General features: G+C 62.5%; 16 protein-coding genes. All 16 read left to right on the top strand.

Translation table 11 applies throughout. The features are described 5' to 3' along the window. Nucleotides 1–15 precede the first annotated feature (15 nt). Entirely contained in the window at nt 16–1,170 is a 1,155-nt protein-coding gene (gene rlmN / locus ACFZAI_RS20170) for a 23S rRNA (adenine(2503)-C(2))-methyltransferase RlmN (RefSeq protein WP_391569173.1), read from the top strand. Beyond that, a complete protein-coding gene (locus tag ACFZAI_RS20175; RefSeq protein WP_054427444.1) occupies nt 1,167–1,661 on the top strand; it encodes a helix-turn-helix transcriptional regulator in 495 nt (164 codons plus the stop codon). Before rlmN ends, ACFZAI_RS20175 begins: the two co-directional genes overlap by 4 nt. 15 nt (nt 1,662–1,676) lie before the next feature. After that, nucleotides 1,677–2,963 carry a flavodoxin-dependent (E)-4-hydroxy-3-methylbut-2-enyl-diphosphate synthase gene (gene ispG / locus ACFZAI_RS20180; RefSeq protein WP_391568601.1) on the top strand — a complete coding sequence of 429 codons (1,287 nt, stop codon included), beginning with the start codon at nt 1,677–1,679 and terminating at the stop codon, nt 2,961–2,963. A gap of 55 nt (nt 2,964–3,018) precedes the next feature. Further along, nucleotides 3,019–4,305 (top strand): histidine--tRNA ligase, encoded by a 1,287-nt coding sequence (gene hisS, locus ACFZAI_RS20185; RefSeq protein WP_391568602.1) that lies wholly within the window; start codon nt 3,019–3,021, stop codon nt 4,303–4,305. Between the two features lie 3 nt (nt 4,306–4,308). Beyond that, nucleotides 4,309–4,947: a YfgM family protein gene (locus ACFZAI_RS20190; protein ID WP_391568603.1), complete on the top strand. Its 639-nt coding sequence runs from the start codon at nt 4,309–4,311 to the stop codon at nt 4,945–4,947. 5 nt (nt 4,948–4,952) lie between these two features. After that, a complete protein-coding gene (gene bamB, locus ACFZAI_RS20195; RefSeq protein WP_391568604.1) occupies nt 4,953–6,110 on the top strand; it encodes an outer membrane protein assembly factor BamB in 1,158 nt (385 codons plus the stop codon). Nucleotides 6,111–6,135: 25 nt separating this feature from the next. Further along, nucleotides 6,136–7,500, top strand: coding sequence for a ribosome biogenesis GTPase Der (der, locus tag ACFZAI_RS20200; protein ID WP_391568605.1), 1,365 nt, complete (start codon nt 6,136–6,138; stop codon nt 7,498–7,500). A 3-nt stretch (nt 7,501–7,503) separates the two neighbouring features. Beyond that, nucleotides 7,504–8,577 carry a histidinol-phosphate transaminase gene (gene hisC, locus ACFZAI_RS20205; RefSeq protein WP_391568606.1) on the top strand — a complete coding sequence of 358 codons (1,074 nt, stop codon included), beginning with the start codon at nt 7,504–7,506 and terminating at the stop codon, nt 8,575–8,577. 158 nt (nt 8,578–8,735) lie between these two features. Beyond that, the gene (gene hfq / locus ACFZAI_RS20210) at nt 8,736–8,972 is read left to right on the top strand and encodes an RNA chaperone Hfq (RefSeq protein WP_006218585.1); all 237 of its coding nucleotides are present in this window, start codon (nt 8,736–8,738) and stop codon (nt 8,970–8,972) included. A gap of 84 nt (nt 8,973–9,056) precedes the next feature. Beyond that, nucleotides 9,057–10,163, top strand: a complete 1,107-nt coding sequence (hflX, locus tag ACFZAI_RS20215; protein ID WP_391568607.1) for a GTPase HflX — start codon at nt 9,057–9,059, stop codon at nt 10,161–10,163. Further along, on the top strand, nt 10,129–11,433 hold the full coding sequence (gene hflK / locus ACFZAI_RS20220) for an FtsH protease activity modulator HflK (protein ID WP_391568608.1): 1,305 nt from the start codon (nt 10,129–10,131) through the stop codon (nt 11,431–11,433). The genes hflX and hflK overlap by 35 nt, the downstream gene beginning before the upstream one ends. Before the next feature lie 18 nt (nt 11,434–11,451). After that, nucleotides 11,452–12,354, top strand: a complete 903-nt coding sequence (hflC, locus tag ACFZAI_RS20225) for a protease modulator HflC (protein ID WP_054427453.1) — start codon at nt 11,452–11,454, stop codon at nt 12,352–12,354. 290 nt (nt 12,355–12,644) lie between these two features. Continuing rightward, a complete protein-coding gene (locus tag ACFZAI_RS20230) occupies nt 12,645–13,802 on the top strand; it encodes an ATP phosphoribosyltransferase regulatory subunit (protein WP_391568609.1) in 1,158 nt (385 codons plus the stop codon). Nucleotides 13,803–13,878: 76 nt separating this feature from the next. Further along, entirely contained in the window at nt 13,879–15,174 is a 1,296-nt protein-coding gene (locus ACFZAI_RS20235; protein ID WP_391568610.1) for an adenylosuccinate synthase, read from the top strand. Between the two features lie 81 nt (nt 15,175–15,255). After that, complete coding sequence (locus tag ACFZAI_RS20240; protein WP_391568611.1) at nt 15,256–15,798, top strand: phosphoribosyltransferase; 543 nt, start codon at nt 15,256–15,258, stop codon at nt 15,796–15,798. Between the two features lie 293 nt (nt 15,799–16,091). After that, the gene (gene rpsU, locus ACFZAI_RS20245; RefSeq protein WP_006218592.1) at nt 16,092–16,304 is read left to right on the top strand and encodes a 30S ribosomal protein S21; all 213 of its coding nucleotides are present in this window, start codon (nt 16,092–16,094) and stop codon (nt 16,302–16,304) included. The last annotated feature ends 17 nt before the right edge of the window (nt 16,305–16,321 follow it).

A 16,321-nucleotide genomic window follows, 5' to 3' on the forward strand; every position in this document is an offset into this window, starting at 1 on the left:
AGCGTTACCCAGGTCATGGAATCCGTCGAACGAATCAATCTGCTGGGGCTGGATGGCTCCGCCCTGTCCGAACTTGTCGGGCAGTGGGGCGGCAAGCCGTTTCGCGCCCGCCAGCTGCAGCGCTGGATGCACCAGCGCGGCGCCGATTCGTTCGACGCCATGACCGACCTGGCTCGCGAATTCCGCAGCCAGCTCGCATCGAATTGCCGCATCGAAGCCTTGCCCGTCAACATCGAGCAGCGCTCGACCGACGGCACGCGCAAGTGGCTGTTCGATGTGGGGGAGGGCAATGCCATCGAAACCGTCTTCATTCCTGAAGACGATCGCGGCACCCTTTGTATTTCCAGTCAGGCCGGCTGCGTGGTGAATTGCCGCTTTTGCTCGACCGGGCATCAGGGCTTTAACCGCAATCTGAAAACCAGCGAAATCATCGGCCAGCTGTGGTGGGCCAAGCGCGTGCTGGAGGCCGACATCGGCACCGCCCGCCTGGAAAGCGCCAAAGCCACCGAAGATACGCGCGTCATCAGCAACGTGGTCATGATGGGCATGGGCGAGCCCTTGCTCAACTACGACCAGGTGCTGCCGGCGCTGCGTCTGATGCTGGACGACAACGCTTACGGCCTGTCGCGCCGCCGCGTGACGGTGTCCACGTCTGGCGTGGTTCCCATGATGGACCGCCTTTCGCAAGACTGTCCGGTGGCGCTGGCCGTGTCGCTGCACGCGCCCAACGATGCGCTGCGCGATGAGCTCGTGCCGCTGAACAAGAAGTACCCGCTGAAGGAGTTGCTGGCGGCCTGCGAACGCTATCTGGCGTTTGCCCCGCGCGACTTCATCACGTTTGAATATTGCATGCTGGATGGCATCAACGATACCGACCAGCACGCCAAGGAACTGATCCAAATTGCACGCCAGCTGCGCTGCAAGCTCAATCTGATTCCGTTCAACCCCTTCCCTGAGTCGGGCCTGAAGCGTTCCAACTCCGCGCGCGTAAAGGTGTTTGCGCAGCGCCTGATGGACGCCGGCATCATCACGACCGTGCGCAAGACCCGGGGCGACGACATCGATGCCGCTTGTGGTCAACTGGCCGGAGAAGTGCGCGACCGCACTCGGATTACCGAGCGCAATGCCGCACAGCGCCAGACCATACCAATTAAACAGGTGCATGCATGACGCAGGATTTCGCTTCTGCAGTTTCTGAAACGCCCGCCAGTGCAGCGGGCAACGTCGGCTCGGCGTTACGCGCGCTGCGCCAGTCCAAGGGCTGGTCGCTCGACGAAGTGTCCAGCCGCATCAAGTTCTCTACCAAGCAGATCGAAGCCCTGGAAAACGAAGCGTGGGCTGACTTGCCCACCGGCGTTTCCCTGCGCGGCCTGGTGCGCAACTACGCGCGCCTGCTGGGCGCGGATTCGCAAGCCATCGTCGATTCGCTCGACCCGAAAGCGCGCGTCACCGGTCCGGTGAAGCTGAGCCCGGGCGCGCTGCATTCGGCCAATTCCATTCCCCAGTCCAGCGCCGATGACGACCGCTCGTCCTCGACCTCCTGGGGGTGGCTGATCGCCATCGTGCTGGTGCTGGCTGCCGGCGTGGCGTATGCCTTCTGGCAGGGCTGGTTGCCGCAGCAATGGCTGCCGTTCGACTGGCTGCCGAAGCCGACCAAGTAAAAACCGGTTCCACCGATGCAAGATTCCTCTCTGCCTTGCCAGGACGCGCCGCCTCCCGCCGTGGGCGCCGCTACGCGCCGCGCCACGCGTTCGGTGGCGGTCAAGTGGGGCGAACGTGTCGTGATGATCGGGGGCGATGCCCCTGTCGTCGTGCAGTCCATGACCAACACCGACACCGCGGACGCCATCGCCACCGCGATCCAGGTCAAAGAGCTGGCGCTGGCCGGCTCCGAGCTGGTGCGGATCACGGTGAATACGCCCGAGGCCGCCCGTGAAGTGGTCGCCATCCGCGAACAGCTCGACCGCATGGGTGTGAACGTGCCGCTGGTGGGCGACTTCCACTACAACGGCCACAAGCTGCTGACGCAGTTTCCCGAATGCGCGCAGGCGCTGTCCAAGTACCGGATCAACCCCGGCAACATGGGCGGCGGCAAGCGGCGCGACGACAACTTCGCGCAGATGATCGAAGTGGCTTGCCGCTACGACAAGCCCGTGCGCATTGGCGTGAACTGGGGCAGCCTGGACCACGAGTTGATGGCGCGCAAGATGGACGAAAACAGCCGCCGCGCGCAGCCTTGGGAAGCCCAGGCCGTGATGCGCGATGCGCTGGTGGTATCGGCCATCACCAATGCGCAGCGCGCCGAAGAACTCGGCTTGCGGCGCGACGCCATCATCCTGTCGTGCAAGGTCAGCCACGTTCAGGACCTGATCGCCGTCTACCACGATTTGTCTGCCCGTTGCGACTACCCGCTGCATCTGGGCCTGACCGAAGCCGGCATGGGCAGCAAGGGCATCGTGGCGTCCACCGCCGCGCTGGCCGTGCTGCTGCAACAGGGCATCGGCGACACCATTCGTATTTCGTTGACGCCGGAACCCGGCGGCGACCGCAGCCGCGAGGCGGTTGTGGCGCAAGAAATCCTGCAGACCATGGGCCTGCGCGCGTTCACCCCCATGGTGGTTGCGTGCCCCGGCTGTGGCCGCACCAGCAGCACGTTCTTCCAGGAACTGGCCGATAGCATCCAGTCCTTCCTGCGTCGTCAGATGCCGGTCTGGAAGTCGCAATATCCGGGCGTCGAAAGCATGAACGTCGCGGTCATGGGCTGTGTGGTCAATGGGCCGGGCGAAAGCCGCCATGCCGATATCGGAATCAGTCTGCCGGGAACGGGCGAAGTGCCCGCGGCGCCGGTATTCGTGGATGGCGAACGCACGGTGACGCTCAAAGGCGACCACATCGCCGAAGAGTTCCAGGCCATCGTCGAAGACTACGTGGCGCGCCGTTACGGCGTGCTCGCCTCTCATTAAAGAAAGGGTGTAGCCGTGAAGCGCGCCGGCAGGCGCGTGATGCGGCATGATCAAGATGACTCAAGCTTTCCAGAAAGTCGCCGCCATACGCGGCATGAATGACGTGTTGCCCGGGCCGAGCGCCCGCTGGGAACAATTCGAGGAAATCGTGCGCGGCTGGCTGCGCGGCTACGGCTATCGCAATGTGCGTACGCCCGTGCTTGAGCATACGCGCCTGTTCACGCGCGGCATCGGCGAAGTCACCGACATCGTCGAAAAAGAGATGTACACGTTCACCGATGCGCTGAACGGCGAATCGCTGACGATGCGTCCTGAAATGACGGCCGGCATCGTGCGTGCGTCGATTGAGCACAACATGCTCTATGACCGCCCGCAGCGCGTGTATTCGATCGGCCCCGTGTTCCGCCACGAGCGCCCGCAGCGCGGCCGCTATCGCCAGTTCCATCAGATCGATGTGGAGGCCCTGGGCTTCACCGGCCCCGATGTGGACGCTGAGCTGATCGTCATGCTGGCCCGCCTGTGGAAGCTGCTGGGTCTGAAGGACGTGCGTCTGGAATTGAATTCGCTGGGCCAGCCCGCCGAACGCGCCGCGCATCGCGCCGCGCTGATCGAGCACCTGGAAAAGCATCGCGACATCCTGGACGAAGACGGCCAGCGCCGCCTGTACACCAACCCGCTGCGCGTGCTGGACACGAAGAACCCCGCCATGCAGGAAATGGCCAACAACGCGCCGCGCCTGTTCGACTTCCTGGGCGAAGAGTCCCGTGCCCACTTTGACGGCGTGTGCCAGCGCCTGACCGAAGCCGGCATCGAATACAGCTTGAACCCGCGCCTGGTGCGCGGTCTGGACTACTACAACCTGACCGTGTTCGAGTGGGTGACCGATCGCCTCGGTTCCCAAGGCACCGTGTGCGGCGGCGGCCGCTATGACGGCCTGATCGAACTGCTGGGCGGCAAGCCCGCGCCGGCCGTCGGGTTCGCCATCGGCATGGAACGTCTGCTGGACCTCTGGGAACAAAGCGTTGAGCTTGCGGCGCCTGCAGAGTGCGACGTTTACGTCGTGCATCAGGGCGAAGACGCGCAGCGCCTGGCCGCCCGCGTGGGCGAAGACCTGCGCGATGCGGGCCTGTCGGTCATCGTGCATGCCGGTTCGGCGGGCTTCAAGTCCCAATTCAAGCGTGCCGACGCCAGCGGCGCCCGGGTTGCGGTTATTCTTGGCGCCGATGAAGTCGCGTCGCAAACCGCCAGCGTCAAATATTTGCGTGCGGACGCCCAGGGCGACGCCGCGCAGCAGCAGGTTCCGTTGTCGGGCCTGGCTGCGGTACTGAACAACAAGGGTTAAGGCATGGCATACGATCTCGAAGAACAGGAAAAACTCGACGCTATCAAGGCGTGGTGGGCCCGTTACGGCACGCTCGTCGTGACGCTGTTTGCCGTGGTGGCGCTGGCCTGGGGCGGCTGGTGGGGCTGGAAGGCCTACGAATCGCACCGTGCCAATCAGGCCATGGGCTACTTCGAAGCGCTGGAAGATGCGGCCCGTCTAGGCGGCGCCGATTCGTCGGTGCGCATCAAGACCGCCGCCGCCACGCTGCGCGATCAATATCCGGCAACCGGCTACGCCGCCCGTGGCGCGCTGGTGGCCGCGCAGGCCCTGGCTGCTCAGAAGGACGAAGCCGGCGCCCGCGAACAGCTGGAATGGCTGGCCGCGCAAGGCAAGAACCCGGCCATGCAAGCCGTGGCGCGCCTGCGTCTGGCCGGCATGCTGCTGGATCAGAAGCAATATGATCCGGCGCTTGCACAACTGAACAACCCGCCGGCCGCTTTCGCCGCCTTGTTCGCTGACCGCCGCGGCGATATTCTCGCGGCGCAAGGCAAGCGCGACGAAGCGCGTGCGGCATGGCAAAGCGCCATTGATGGCCTGGGTACGGCAAACCCGCTGACCCAGGTTGTGCAATTGAAATTGGATGCCCTGAGCGGAGCGTGACTGTAATGCGTAAATTTGCACCTGGTCGTACGTGGCGTGGCGCCGTTTGCCTGGCAAGCTTGCTTGCCTTGGGCGGATGCGGCCTGTTTTCCCATGATGACGGCCGTTACGATCCCGCTCCCCTGACCGAGTACAAGGCCGGCATGTCCGTGCGCCAAGTCTGGTCTGCATCGGTTGGCAGCGGTTCCGGCCTGGGTTTTGCGCCCACCGTGCTGGGCAGCGCCGTCTATGCCGCGACGCCGGATGGCTCGGTTGGCAAGTTTGATCTGCAAAGCGGCCGTCCCCTGTGGAAGGCCAAGACGGACGGCAAGCTGTCCGCCGGCGCCGGCAGCGACGGCACCACCACCGCCGTGGCGTCGCCCGACGGTGACGTGATCGCCTTTGATGACAACGGCAAGGTGAAGTGGAAGGTTCGCGCCACCAGCGACGTCACGATCCCGCCGGTGGTGGGCTACGGCATCGTCGTGGTCCGCAGCGGCGACTACCGCATCCAGGCGTTTGACGCCAACAGCGGCGAGCGCGTCTGGAACGTGCAGCGTCCCGGGCCGTCGCTTGCCCTGCGCAGCGTGTCGCAGATGGTGCTGGCCGAAGGGCTGGTTATCACCGGCCTGCCGGGCGGCAAGCTGATGGCGATTGCGTCCGACAGCGGCAACGTGCAATGGGAAGGCACCGTGGCGACCCCGCGCGGCGCCAGCGATCTCGAACGCCTGACGGACGTTGTCGGCGCGCCGCGCATTGCGGGTAACCTCCTTTGCGGGGTGGCCTACCAAGGGCGTATCGTGTGCTTTGACGTCACCGCCGGTGGCCGTCCCCTGTGGGCGAAAGACTTTTCCAGCGTCAGCGGTTTGTCGCTGGACGATCGTTTCGCCTACGCGGCCGACCAGAACAGCGTCGTCAATGCGTTTGCACTGGATAATGGCGGCAATGTCTGGAAGCAGGCAGCGCTGAAGAACCGCCAGCTCACTGCACCGGCTATGCTCGGTGGTGCGCTTGCAGTTGGCGACCTGGAAGGCTATTTGCACTTCCTGTCGCGTAGTGATGGCAGCCTGATGGCGCGGCTGTCCGTGGGTGGAGGCGCCGTCGTTTCGCCGCCGCAAACCACCCCCCAAGGTGTGCTGGTCCAGACGGGCAATGGCAATCTCGTCATGATCGGCGCCAACTAAAACCTATAGAACAAAGCCTTACACCGTGTCTTTCAAGCCTGTCGTTGCCCTGGTCGGTCGCCCCAATGTGGGGAAGTCGACCCTTTTCAACCGCCTGACGCGATCGCGCGCCGCGTTGGTGGCCGATTTTTCCGGCCTGACCCGCGATCGCCATTACGGTGAGGGCAGGGTAGGCGATATCCCGTTCATCGCAATCGATACCGGCGGTTTCGAGCCGGTCGCCAAAGACGGCATCCTGCTCGAAATGGCCCGCCAAACGCGCCAGGCCATCGCCGAAGCCGATGTCGTGGTGTTCCTGGTGGACGCCCGCGCCGGCCTGAATGCGCATGACCACGAGATCGCCCAGTTGCTGCGCAAGTCGGGCCAGCAACGCGTGCTGCTGGCGGTGAACAAGGCGGAAGGCATGGGCCTTGGCCCCGCTATCTCCGAGTTCCACGAACTGGGTTTGGGTCAGCCGTATCCGATTTCGGCCGCGCACGGCGACGGTATCGTCGACCTGATCGAACTGGCCTTGAAGGATCTGGCCGAGCCGCCCGCCGAAGACGTGCCGTTTGACGAGGATCACGCTGAAGGCGAACACGATCACCGCATCAAGCTGGCGATTGTGGGCCGCCCGAACGTCGGCAAATCGACGCTCATCAACACGTTGATGGGCGAAGAACGCGTGATCGCGTTCGACTTGCCCGGCACGACGCGCGACGCCATCGAAATCGATTTCGACCGCGATGGCCGCCGCTACACGCTGATCGACACCGCCGGCCTGCGCAAGCGCGGCAAGGTGTTTGAAGCCGTTGAGAAATTCTCCGTCATCAAGACATTGCAAGCCATCGAGGCCAGCAACGTCGTGCTGCTGATGCTGGACGCGCACACCGAAATTTCCGAACAAGACGCCCACATCGCGGGCTTCGTGCTGGAAACAGGCCGTGCGGTGGTCGTCGCCATCAACAAATGGGACGGCCTGGACGGCGAAGAAAAGGAACGCATCGAACGCGAATTCCAGCGCAAGCTGCGCTTCCTGTCGTTCGCGCGCGTGCACACCATTTCGGCGCTGCGCGGGCAGGGCATCAAGCCGCTGTTGAAGTCGATCAATTCAGCGCACGCTGCGGCATTCGCCAAGCTGTCCACGCCCAAGCTGACGCGCGAACTGCAAGCCGCCATCGAGCAGCAGCAGCCGCCGCGCAAAGGCATTTTCCGTCCGAAGATGCGCTATGCGCACCAAGGCGGGCAAAATCCGCCGCTGGTCGTCATTCACGGCAACGCGCTGGACGCCATCCCCGATTCGTATCGCCGTTATCTGGAAACGCGTTTCCGTAATGCGTTCGATCTGGCCGGCACGCCGTTGCGCATCGAATTCAAGTCGTCGCATAACCCCTACGCGCAGGAAAGCTGATCCATGAGCCGTTTCTGGAGTCCCGTGGTCGGGACGCTCAGTCCGTACGTTCCGGGCGAGCAGCCCAAGCTTCAGAACCTGGTCAAGCTGAACACCAACGAGCATCCTTACGGGCCGTCGCCCAAGGTGCTCGATGCGATCCGCGCGGCTTGTGACGATACGCTCAAGCTGTATCCCGATCCGTCGTCGGACCGTCTGCGCCAAGCGATTGCGGCGACGGTGGGCGTCGAGCCGGGTCAGGTGTTCGTGGGCAACGGTTCCGACGAGGTGCTGGCGCACGTCTTCCTTGCGCTGTTGAAGCACGATCGTCCGCTGCGTTTCCCGGACATCACGTACAGCTTCTATCCGGTCTACTGCGGCCTGTATGGCGTGCAGTACGAAACGGTGCCGCTCACGGCAGATTTCCGCATCAACGTCGATGACTACCTGCCGGGCGCAAACGGCGCGGCGGGCGCCATCATCTTCCCGAATCCCAATGCGCCTACCGGCCGCGCGCTGAGTTTGGCGGAAGTCGAGCGCGTCGTCGCCGGCAACCCCGACGCGGTTGTCGTCGTAGACGAGGCCTATGTGGATTTCGGCGGCGAATCGGCGGTGGGCCTGGTTGCCCGTTACGACAATCTGCTGGTTGTGCAGACCTTGTCGAAATCGCGCTCGCTGGCCGGGCTGCGCGTGGGTTTCGCGGTGGGCAGCGCCGAACTCATTGATGGGCTTGAGCGCGTAAAGAACAGTTTCAACTCCTACCCCATTGATCGCCTGGCATCGGCCGGCGCAGTGGCGGCGCTGGAAGATACAGAGTACTTTGAGAAGACTCGCCAAGCCGTGATCGAAACCCGGTCGCGGATGACGGCAGGCTTGGAGTCGTTGGGGTTTGAGGTGTTGCCGTCGGCTGCGAATTTCGTGTTCGCGCGGCACCCCTCCGAAGACGCTGCAAGTTTGGCCGCCGCCTTGCGCGAGCGCAGCATCATCGTGCGCCATTTCCGTCATGCGCGCATCGATCAGTTTCTTCGCATTACCGTGGGCACGGATGAGCAGGTTGACCTGCTTTTGAAGGGGCTCGCGGAGGTCCTGCAAGGGTAAGCTTCAGGGGCTTTTCAGCTTGAAATCTCTGGTGTCACTTTTGCTTCCGGGCCAAGTAGCACGGCCCGGGAAAACCCTGTAGAGTACGTGTTTCGGTGTGCTCCACCAGTACAAAAAAGCACACCACCACTCAATAACAAACAAATGGAGCCTGGCCAATGAGCAATAAAGGGCAAACTCTGCAAGATCCGTTCCTGAACACGCTGCGCAAGGATCATGTGCCCGTGTCGATCTACTTGGTGAACGGTATCAAGCTTCAAGGGCAAATCGAATCTTTTGATCAGTACGTCGTGCTGTTGCGCAACACGGTCACGCAAATGGTTTACAAACACGCCATTTCCACCGTCGTTCCCGCCCGCGCCGTTAACTTTCAGGTGGAAGTCCCTGCTGAGTAATCTCGCTCCAGCTGTACCTTTTATTGCCCGCCAGACGGTAAACGTCGGCGGGCATTTTCGCTTTGGCTCCAATATGGTGCATGTATGCGCGCTCTGATTATCAGCGTTGATCTGGGTGATCCAGACTTCGCGGCCCATGCCGAAGAATTCGCCATGCTGGCCAAGGGCGCTGGCGCGGAAGTCGTCGGCACCCTGACTGCCCGTCGCGATCGTCCCGACGCCAAGTTCTTCATCGGCTCCGGCAAGGCGGACGAGGGCGTGGCGATGGCGCAAGCCTTGCTGGCCGACATCGTCCTGTTCGATCAACCCTTGTCGCCCGCGCAGCAGCGCAACCTTGAACGCGCATTCAACCTGCGTGTCGTGGATCGCGTTGCTCTCATCCTGGATATCTTTGCGCTGCGTGCAAAAAGCCATGAGGGCAAACTGCAGGTCGAACTGGCGCAGTTGCAGCATCTGGCCACGCGTCTGACGCGCATGTGGAGTCACTTGGAGCGTCAGCGCGGCGGTATCGGCATGCGCGGCCCGGGCGAATCCCAGCTTGAAATGGACCGCCGGATGATCGGCGCCAAGGTCAAGACGCTGCGCGAGCGGCTGGATCGCGTCGAACGCCAGCGCACGACCCAGCGCCGCGCGCGGGCGCGAGGCGGTGCGCTGTCGGTATCGCTGGTGGGTTATACCAACGCCGGCAAGTCGACGCTGTTCAATGCGCTGACGCGCGCGGACAGCTATGCCGCCGACCAGCTTTTCGCGACGCTGGACACGACCACCCGCCGCATCTGGATCGAAGGGGCCGGGTCTGTCGTGGTGTCGGATACGGTAGGATTCATCCGCGATCTGCCTCACGGTCTGATCGCCGCATTCCGGGCGACGCTGGAAGAAACCGTGCATGCGGATTTGCTGCTGCACGTGGTCGATGCGGCCAGCCCCCAACGCGACGAGCAGATTTTCGAAGTCAACAAGGTCCTCGCTGAAATCGGCGCCTCCGCGATTCCCACCATCCTGGTCTACAACAAGATTGACCGGGCTGGATTGGAACCCCGAGTGGAGCGCGATGCACATGGTACGATTGCGCGAGTATTTGTAAGCGCCACCGAGCGCGCCGGTTTGGACGCGTTGCGCGGGGCAATTGCGGAGACCGGACAGATTGTGGGAAACAATGCCGCGAATTATCAAACTCTTCAATCTGAATGACCCCGGCTGGGGTCGTGGGAACAACAATGGCTCCGAGCCGCCGCCGAAGCGGCCTCAAGGCAATGGAGACGGCCCACCTGACCTGGACGAAGTCTGGCGCGATTTCAATAATCGCATCGGATCGCTGTTCGGTCGCAAGGGCGGTGGCGGTGGCAATAACCGCCCCAATAACCGTGGCGGCATGACGCCGCCTTCGCCGCGTGGCGCGCGCATCGGCCTGGGCGTCATCGCTCTGGTCGCGGCGGGTGTCTGGCTGGCAAGCGGCTTCTACATCGTGCAAGAAGGCCAGGTCGCGGTAGTGACCCAATTCGGCAAATACAAGAGCACGTCGCAAGCCGGTTTCCAATGGCGCTTGCCGTACCCCATTCAAAGCCAGGAAATCGTCAACGTGTCGCAACTGCGCACGTTTGAAGTCGGTTTCCGTGGCGGTTCGCGCAACAAGGTGCTGCCCGAGTCGCTGATGCTCACGACGGACGAGAACATCGTCGATATGCAGTTCGTCGTTCAGTATCGCCTGCGTGCCGATGGCGCACCCGATTACCTGTTCATGACGCGCGACCCGGACGAATCCGTCCGCCAGGCCTCTGAAACGGCAATGCGCGAAGTCGTGGGCAAGCAGTCGATGGACTTCGTGCTGTACGAAGGCCGTACGATGGTGGCCACGCAAGTGCAGGCGCTGATGCAGCAGATTCTGGACCGTTACCAAAGTGGCGTGCAGGTCAGCACCGTCGCCATCCAGAACGTGCAGCCGCCCGAACAAGTGCAAGCCGCATTCGATGACGCCGTCAAGGCCGGTCAAGACCGCGAGCGCCAGATCAACGAAGGCCAGGCTTACGCCAACCAGGTTGTGCCGCTGGCCAGTGGCCAGGCTTCCCGCATGACCGAACAAGCCGAAGGTTACAAGGCCAAGGTCGTGGGTGACGCGCAAGGTAATACGTCGCGCTTCACCAGCATCCTGGGCGAATACGAAAAGGCGCCGCAAGTCATGCGCCAGCGTATGTACCTGGAAAGCATGCAAGACATCTTCACGCGCGCCAGCAAGGTCATGGTTGACACCAAGAGCAACAACAACATGTTGTACCTGCCCTTGGACAAGATCATGCATCTGGCCGCTCAAGACGCCAGCAAGTCCAGCGTCGGCAACCCGGGTTCGCCTGCGTTGATCAGTCCGCCGGTTCAGCCGCCGTTGCGTGGCAATGCCGTTCCGGCGCCTCAGTCTTCCGGCAGCAGCAATAGCAACACGCTGCCTCGCGACCGTACGTCGCGCTAACCCGGAGGAGTCCTGATCATGCAACGTTTTATGCCCATCCTGGTCGGCCTGCTCATCGTGCTGGCCGCCCTGTCTTCCTGCGTCTTCGTCGTGCGCGAGCGCGACTACGCCCTGGTGTTCTCGCTGGGTGAAGTGCGCAAGACCATTAGTGAACCCGGCCTGTATTTCAAGGCCCCGCCGCCGTTCCAGAATGTCGTGACGCTCGACAAGCGCATTCTGACCATCGAAACCAACGAAGCCGAACGCATCCAGACTTCCGAAAAGAAGAACCTGCTGATCGATTCCTACGTGAAATGGCGTATTGCGGACCCCCGCCAATACTACGTTTCGACGGGCGGCAACGAGCGCGTGGCGCAAGAGCGCCTGCAAGCGCTGATCCGCGACGCGCTGAACGCCTCGGTCAACGTGCGTACCGTGCGTGATGTGGTCTCGACCGAACGCGACAAGATCATGGCCGAGATTCTCACCAACGTGGCCAAGCGCGCCGAGCCTCTGGGCGTGCAGATCGTTGATGTGCGTCTGCGCCGTATCGAGTTCGCGCCCGAGATTTCGGAATCGGTGTACCGCCGCATGGAAGCGGAGCGTACGCGCGTCGCTAACGAGCTGCGTTCCATCGGTGCTGCCGAAGGCGAAAAGATCCGCGCTGAAGCCGACCGCCAACGCGAAGTGATCGTGGCCCAGGCCTATGCCAAGGCCCAGGGCATCATGGGTGAGGGCGATGCCGCCGCGGCAGCCATCTACGCTCAGGCCTATGGCAAGAACCCGCAGTTCTACACGTACTACAAGAGCCTGGAAGCCTACCGTGCTTCGTTCTCGAAGCCGGGCGACGTGCTGGTGGTCGACCCCAGCTCCAGCTTCTTCCAGTTCATGAAGGACCCGGCCGGCGACGCGCTGGCGCCCGTTACCGTACCGGCCAAGTAATTGCCGCGCGAGTAGCAGGACAAAAAGCCCCTTGGATATCCAAGGGGCTTTTTACTGGCGCGGCGACGGTGGCGGTGACCGTGGTGGCGACGGTGGCGGCACCCCTGTCAGGGCAACCAGGGACAGTTCCCCGCCAGCATCATCCCGGCTGGCGCTGGCCGCTGACTCATGTACAATATCGCGTAAGCTAGAAAACATTCCGCAGCGGCTGAGCGGGCTTACGCCCCCTCAGCCGCTTTTTCGTTTGGGCGACGCCCACGCATCACTTGGCGTTATTCAGGTAAACATTCATGGGTAACTGGTTGCTGCCCGAGAGCCTTGCCGACGTACTTCCGGCAGAGGCCCGGCGCATCGAGGAATTGCGCCGCGAACTTCTCGATTTGTACCGTACTTACGGCTTCGAGCTGGTCGCGCCGCCCCTGGTCGAATACATCGATTCATTGCTGTCCGGCACCGGTAGCGATCTGGATCTGCGCACGTGCAAGCTGGTCGACCAGCTGACCGGACGCACGCTTGGCGTGCGGGCGGACATGACTCCTCAGGTCACGCGCATTGATGCGCACTTGTTGAACCGCGCTGGCGTGACCCGCCTGTGCTATTGCGGCAACGTGCTGCACGCCCGCCCGGCGGACTTGCTGTCCAGCCGCGAGCTGTTGCAGATCGGCGCCGAGATTTACGGTCATGCCGGTTTTGAAGCCGATCTGGAAATCATCCAGCTCGTGCTGGAAACGGTGGCGATTGCTGGTGTTCGTAACCCCCGTCTGGACTTGTGCCATCCGGGTGTGGTTCGCGCCATCGTCGAATCCGACCCGGCGGCTGTGGCCCTGGCTGAAGACGTCATCCGCCTGCTGCGGGAGAAAGACGTGCCAGGGCTGGGTGAATTGGCCGCGCGTGCGCCTGGCATGCGCGCAGAGACGCTGAAGGCGCTGCAGTTGCTGCCGAATTTTTATGGCGGCCCTGAAGTGTTGAAGGAAGCTCGGCGCGACCTGCCGTTGCTGCCGGGTGTGGCGGCGGCGCTGGACGCCTTGCAGGTGGTGGTGGATGCCATGCCGAATGTCGCGTTCGGTGTTGATTTGGCCGACGTGGGTGGCTATGGCTACCATTCCGGCGTGAAGTTTGCGCTGTACGCGGAAGGTTGGCACGACGCCCTGGTCAGTGGTGGCCGCTATGACGACGTCAGCCGTGCATTCGGCCGGGCGCGTCCCGCCACCGGCTTCAGTCTGGATTTACGCAAACTGGCGGCAGGTTTGCCGCCAGCGGAACGGGCGCGTGCAGTTCGCGCGCCCTGGGGGCAGGCCCCCGCCTTGACCGAGGCGGTTCGCCGTCTGCGCCGGTCAGGGGAAATTGTCGTTCAGGTATTGCCCGGTCACGAGCAGGATCAGGACGAATTCGTTTGCGATCGCGAGCTGGCGCTACAAGATGGCGCCTGGACGGTCAGAACGCTGTGACTAACTCCCTCTTGGAAACGAGAGGGCCGCGGGGAGATTTCCGGATTTCCCGAGAAACTCGATATTGATTCGTAACATGAGCAAGAACGTAGTCGTAATCGGCACCCAATGGGGTGACGAGGGCAAAGGCAAGATCGTCGACTGGCTGGCGGAATCCGTCCAGGGCGTGGTGCGCTTCCAAGGCGGTCACAATGCCGGCCATACGCTGTGGATCAATGGCAAGAAGACGATTCTTCGCCTGATCCCGTCGGGCATCATGCATCCCGGTGTCACCTGCTTTATCGGCAACGGCGTTGTGCTGTCCCCGGAAGCTCTGCTCAAGGAAATTGAAGAGCTGGAAGCTGCCGGTCTGGACGTGCGCTCGCGCCTGCAGATTTCTGAAATCTGCCCGCTGATCCTGCCTTACCACGTCGCCATCGACAAGGCGCGCGAAGCGCGCAAGGGCGACGGCAAGATCGGCACGACCGGTCGTGGCATCGGCCCCGCATACGAGGACAAGGTCGCCCGCCGCGCGCTGCGCGTGCAAGATCTGTTCAATCCCGAACTGTTCGACGAGAAGCTCGCCGAAGTGCTGGATTACCACAACTTCGTGCTGACCCAGTATCTGGGCGCCGAAGCGGTTTCGGCCAACGAAGTGCGCGACCAGGCCATGGCCTTGGCTCCCGCCATCGCGCCGATGGTCAAGGACGTGTCGAGCAATCTGTACGCCATGCAGCAGGAAGGCAAACGCATCCTGTTCGAAGGCGCGCAGGGCGCTTTGCTGGACGTCGATCACGGCACGTACCCCTTCGTCACCAGCAGCAATTGCGTGGCTGGCGCGGCGTCGGCCGGTGCTGGCGTGGGTCCGCAGCAGCTGGATTACGTCCTGGGCATCACCAAGGCCTACACGACTCGCGTCGGTTCGGGCCCGTTCCCGACCGAACTGGTCGACGAAATCGGTACCCGTCTGGCCACCATCGGCAAGGAATTCGGTTCGGTCACGGGCCGTCCGCGTCGTTGCGGCTGGTTTGATGGCGCGGCCCTGAAGCGTTCCGTTCGTCTGAACGGCATTTCCGGTCTGTGCATCACCAAGCTGGACGTGCTCGACGGTCTGGAAACCATCCAGCTGGGCGTTGGCTACCGTGTGAACGGTGAGTTCCGCGACGTGCTGCCTTACGGCGCCCACGCTGTGGCTCAGGCTCAGCCGGTGCTGGAAGAACTGCCGGGCTGGTCGGAATCGACCGTTGGCATCACCGAGTACGACAAGCTGCCCGTGGCGGCTCGCCGTTACCTGGAGCGCGTTGCCGAAGTGTGCGGCGTGCCGATCGACCTGGTGTCGACCGGTCCCGACCGTAACGAAACCATTGTCCTGCGTCATCCCCTGAAGGGCTGATCGGGTTATTATTCCAAAGGCCGCCGCCGGTCTCATACCGGCGGCGGCCTTTTCGTATCTTTAAGCAGGAGATGCTTGCCTATGAGCACGCCGACCAATGATGACAGCCATCTGTGGGTGACGTGGGACGATTACAACCGCCTGATCGAACGCCTGACGTTGCAGGTGCATCAGTCGGGATGGAAGTTCGACAAGATTCTGTGTCTGGCGCGCGGCGGTATGCGTGTCGGCGACGTAATGTCCCGTATTTTCGATGTGCCGCTGGGTATCTTGGCCACGAGCAGCTATCGCGAAGCGGCAGGCACCAAGCAAGGCGACATGGATATCGCCCAGTTCATCACCATCACGCGCGGCACCTTGTCCGGGCGGGTGTTGCTGGTGGACGACATGGTCGATACCGGTAAAACCTTCAGCAAGGTCTATGACCACCTGAAAAGCCAGTTTGCCGACATCACCGAGCTGCGCAGCGCCGTGTTGTGGTGGAAGGGGCATTCGCAGGCAACGCCCGACTACTACGTCGAGAAGCTGCCCACGAATCCCTGGATTCACCAGCCGTTTGAAGACTACGACAGCCTGCGTCCGCATCAGCTGGAAGCCTGGATTCGCAAGGGCTCGCAAAGCTGAATCCGGCGGGGTGGAGGAAGGGGAGTTTGGCGGCGTAGTCGCCAAGCGTCCCTCCTAGTAGTCAAACTATGCATGACCATGCTAGAATCGCTGGTTATCGCTAAACCGAACTTGGCTTGTTACTCTTTGGGTAGTCTTTGGGTAACGGAAACAGCCAGCGCAATTCGTTGCGCCGCCCAAGGTCCCCGTTCCGCGATCATCGCGGACCTGGGTCTCACCTAGCGCGGCGTTGCTGGTAAGCAAGCCAGGTTTGTCATCAACTTTTGTTACCCTACAAGCAGGCCAATCACTTTATGCCTATCGTTCGACTGAAGGAAAACGAACCGTTTGAAGCCGCTCTGCGTCGCTTCAAGCGCACCATCGAAAAGACCGGTTTGCTCACCGAGCTGCGTTCGCGCGAGTTCTATGAGAAGCCCACGGCTGAGCGCAAGCGCAAGCATGCTGCCGCTGTGAAGCGCCACTACAAGCGCATCCGTAGCCAACAACTGCCCCCGCGCCTGTATTGATTTTTGATTCCCGAATC

The sequence above is a fragment of the Achromobacter sp. NPDC008082 genome (genome assembly GCF_042957345.1).
GTDB classification, from domain to species: domain Bacteria; phylum Pseudomonadota; class Gammaproteobacteria; order Burkholderiales; family Burkholderiaceae_B; genus Achromobacter; species Achromobacter kerstersii_A.

Bases quoted from the DNA above. Each gene is read 5' to 3' on its own strand.
- hflX (WP_391568607.1), top strand. From the start codon at position 9,057: ATGCGCGCTCTGATTATCAGCGTTGATCTGGGTGATCCAGACTTCGCG.
- ACFZAI_RS20175 (WP_054427444.1), top strand. From the start codon at position 1,167: ATGACGCAGGATTTCGCTTCTGCAGTTTCTGAAACGCCCGCCAGTGCA.
- hisS (WP_391568602.1), top strand. From the start codon at position 3,019: ATGACTCAAGCTTTCCAGAAAGTCGCCGCCATACGCGGCATGAATGAC.
- ACFZAI_RS20235 (WP_391568610.1), top strand. From the start codon at position 13,879: ATGAGCAAGAACGTAGTCGTAATCGGCACCCAATGGGGTGACGAGGGC.
- bamB (WP_391568604.1), top strand. From the start codon at position 4,953: ATGCGTAAATTTGCACCTGGTCGTACGTGGCGTGGCGCCGTTTGCCTG.
- hflK (WP_391568608.1), top strand. From the start codon at position 10,129: ATGCCGCGAATTATCAAACTCTTCAATCTGAATGACCCCGGCTGGGGT.
- rlmN (WP_391569173.1), top strand. From the start codon at position 16: ATGGAATCCGTCGAACGAATCAATCTGCTGGGGCTGGATGGCTCCGCC.
- hfq (WP_006218585.1), top strand. From the start codon at position 8,736: ATGAGCAATAAAGGGCAAACTCTGCAAGATCCGTTCCTGAACACGCTG.
- hflC (WP_054427453.1), top strand. From the start codon at position 11,452: ATGCAACGTTTTATGCCCATCCTGGTCGGCCTGCTCATCGTGCTGGCC.
- rpsU (WP_006218592.1), top strand. From the start codon at position 16,092: ATGCCTATCGTTCGACTGAAGGAAAACGAACCGTTTGAAGCCGCTCTG.
- ACFZAI_RS20240 (WP_391568611.1), top strand. From the start codon at position 15,256: ATGAGCACGCCGACCAATGATGACAGCCATCTGTGGGTGACGTGGGAC.
- ACFZAI_RS20230 (WP_391568609.1), top strand. From the start codon at position 12,645: ATGGGTAACTGGTTGCTGCCCGAGAGCCTTGCCGACGTACTTCCGGCA.
- hisC (WP_391568606.1), top strand. From the start codon at position 7,504: ATGAGCCGTTTCTGGAGTCCCGTGGTCGGGACGCTCAGTCCGTACGTT.
- ACFZAI_RS20190 (WP_391568603.1), top strand. From the start codon at position 4,309: ATGGCATACGATCTCGAAGAACAGGAAAAACTCGACGCTATCAAGGCG.
- ispG (WP_391568601.1), top strand. From the start codon at position 1,677: ATGCAAGATTCCTCTCTGCCTTGCCAGGACGCGCCGCCTCCCGCCGTG.